This is a genomic window from Planomonospora algeriensis (assembly GCF_977012225.1).
In genome coordinates, this window is record NZ_CDRNDK010000633.1 from 1 (window position 1) to 2,931 (window position 2,931).

Here is a 2,931-nt window from a genome sequence, read left to right on the forward strand (position 1 = left end):
GGAGGTCGCGGACGCGGCGGCCGGGCTGGCCCGCCGGGTCCAGGGCGAGCTGGCCCGCGCGTTCGGCGTCGGCTCGCTGAGCGTCGTACTGGTCGAGCGCGGCGGGGTGGGCCGGACCACCAGCGGCAAGATCCAGCGCTCCCGGACCCGCGAACTGCTGCTGACCGGGTTGCTCCCCGTCGTGCACGCCGAACTCACCGGACCCGTACGGGACGCCCTGGCCGCGGCAGGAAGTGCGACAGGAAGTGCGGCCGGAAGCGCGGCCGGGGGAGCGGCGCAGGGGGTACCGGGGACCGCGCAGCAGGGAGAGGGAGAGTGAGCATGTCCGCTGACGCCGGGATCGCCGTCGACCTGGAGGGCATCCGCGACTGGCTGCGGGCCCGGGTGGCCGCCTACGTCGTACGGCCGCCCGAGGAGATCGACCCGCTGGTCCCGATCGCCCAGTACGGCATGGACTCGGTCTACTCGCTGGGCCTGTGCGGCGACATCGAGGCGGAGTACGGCCTCGAGGTCGAGCCGACCCTCGCCTGGGAGCACCCGACCGTCTCGGCCATGGCCGACCACCTGCGGGGCAGGCTGAGCGCCCGCTGATGGCCACTCGGACGGCCGCCGGGACGGTCGCGCGACCGGCCGTGCGACCGGCCGCGCGGTCGGCGGGCCGGCTGCTCGGACTGCTGCTCGGCCTGTTGCTCGGCCTGCTGTGCGGGCGGCGCGGCAAGTGGGTGGTGCTGGCCGTCTGGCTGGGCGTCGTCGCCGTGGCCGGGTCCTCCGCGGGACGGCTGGAGTCGGTGCAGAAGGACGACATCGCCGCCTACCTGCCCGGCAGCGCCGACTCCGCACGGGCGGTCGAGCGCATCCTCGGCATGCAGGGGGAGAGCCTCTCCCCGGCCACCGTCGTCTACGAGCGGCGCGGCGGCGTGACCGAGGCAGACGAGGCCGAGATCGCCCGCGACCTGGAGGCGCTCGCCCGGGTCGAGGGGGTCGTCGCCGAGCTGCCCGCGCCGACCGGCGGCAGGAGCTTCGACCGCCGGGACCTGGACCGGGAGCTGGAACCGTACCGGGACGCGAAGGGGCGGCTGCCGGAGGGGCTGCGGGCGGTCGAGGAGAAGCTCCGGATCCCGAAGACGACCAAGACGATCGACCTGCTCGCCGCGGAGCGGTCCCGGGACGGCGAGGCCGTCCAGGTCGTGGTCGTCGTGCGCGACCACGGCGGGCGGGAGACGGCGCGGGTCGTCGAGCGGGTACGGCGGGTGATCGACGCCGGGCGGCCCGCCGGGCTGGCCGCGCACATCACCGGGCTGGTCGGCTTCCAGGCCGACGCGCTGGCGGTCTTCTCCACCGTGGACACCGACCTGCTGCTGGCCGCCCTGGGCGTGGCGGTCGTCGTGCTGCTGGTCACCTACCGCAGCGCCGTGCTCTGGCTGCTGCCGCTCGGCACCGTGCTGGTCGGCCTGGTCGTCGCGATGGGGGTGAACCAGGCGCTGGCCGCGGCGGAGGCGATCACGGTCAGCAGCGTCGCGGTCTCGCTGCTGATGGTCCTGGTCATCGGGGCGGGCACCGACTACGCGCTGCTGATCGTCGCCCGCTACCGGGAGGAGCTGCGCCGGCACGCCGACCGGCACGAGGCGATGGCGGTCGCGCTGCGCCGGGCCGGACCCGCCGTCGTCGCGAGCGCCGCGACCGTGGTGGCGGGCCTGCTCTGCCTGGTGGCGGCCGAGCTCAACTCCACCAAGGGACTGGGGCCGGTCTCGGCGGTCGGCGTGGCCTGCGCGATGCTCGCGATGACGACGCTGCTCCCCGCCGTCATGGTGATCTGCGGCCGCTGGGTGTTCTGGCCGGTGATCCCGCGCCCCGACCCGCGCCCCGACCCGCACGGCGGCGACCGGGCGGCCGGGGGCGCGTTCTGGGGGAGGCTGGGCCGCGGGATCGCCCGGAACCCCCGGCGGGTGTGGTCGGCCACCCTCGCCGTGCTGGCGCTCTGCTCGGCCGGGCTGACCGCCTACCGGGAGGGCGGGCTGGACAACGCCGACGTGTTCCTCGGCCGGCCCGACTCCGTGGTCGGGCAGGAGGTCGCGGCCCGGCACTTCCCCTCCGGAGGAGCCGACCCGGTCCAGGTGGTCACCGGCGAGCGGTACGTCAGGGACGTGATCCTGGACACCGCGCAGCGGCCCGAGGTCACCGCGATCACGCTGGGCGCGGCCGGCAACGGCGACGTCCTGCTCAACGTGACCGTGCGCCCGTCCGCCGGCCGGGACGCCGAGCGGCGCGAGGTGCTCGCCCTGCGCGACCGGCTGCGCGCCGTGGCCGCCCCCGACGTCAACGTGGGCGGGAACGCGGCGCTCGTCGCCGACCTGGAGCGGGGCGCGGAACGCGACCGCGAGGTGATCATCCCGCTGGTGCTGCTGGTGGTCTTCGCGGTGCTGGCGCTGCTGCTGCGCTCGCTCGTCGCGCCGCTGCTGCTGCTCGCCACCGTCGTGGTGTCGTTCCTGGCCACGCTGGGGATCAGCGCGCTGGCCTTCACCCACCTGTTCGGCTTCGCCGGGGTGGACCAGGGGTTCGTGCTGCTGGTCTTCGTGTTCCTGGTCGCCCTCGGCGTCGACTACAACATCTTCCTGATGCACCGGGTGCGCGAGGAGGCGCACCGGCACGGTACGGCGCGCGGCGCGGTCCTCGGACTGGAGGCGACCGGCGGAGTGATCACCTCGGCGGGGGTGGTGCTCGCGGGCACCTTCGCCGTGCTCGTCGTGCTGCCGCTCTCCCAGACCGTGCAGCTCGCCTTCGCGGTGGCGGTGGGCGTGCTGCTGGACACGATGATCGTCCGCTCGGTGCTGGTCACCGCGCTCACCCTGGACATCGGCGACGCCGTCTGGTGGCCGGGCCGCCTGTCCCGCGGTCCGGCCCGGTGGAGCGGCGCCCGCCGCCGGCCGGGAT

Annotated in this window: 3 protein-coding genes; all 3 read left to right on the plus strand. The window is 75.4% G+C overall.

Annotated elements, in window-relative coordinates:
* Positions 1–319 (plus strand): hypothetical protein (locus ACWJ6R_RS33690; RefSeq protein WP_449066093.1); only part of this gene is annotated, 319 nt, incomplete at its 5' end.
* A 2-nt stretch (positions 320–321) separates the two neighbouring features.
* A complete protein-coding gene (locus ACWJ6R_RS33695) occupies positions 322–591 on the plus strand; it encodes an acyl carrier protein (RefSeq protein WP_449066094.1) in 270 nt (89 codons plus the stop codon).
* A partial coding sequence (locus ACWJ6R_RS33700; RefSeq protein ID WP_449066095.1) for an MMPL family transporter occupies positions 591–2,931 on the plus strand: 2,341 nt, incomplete at its 3' end. The genes ACWJ6R_RS33695 and ACWJ6R_RS33700, both read left to right, overlap by 1 nt.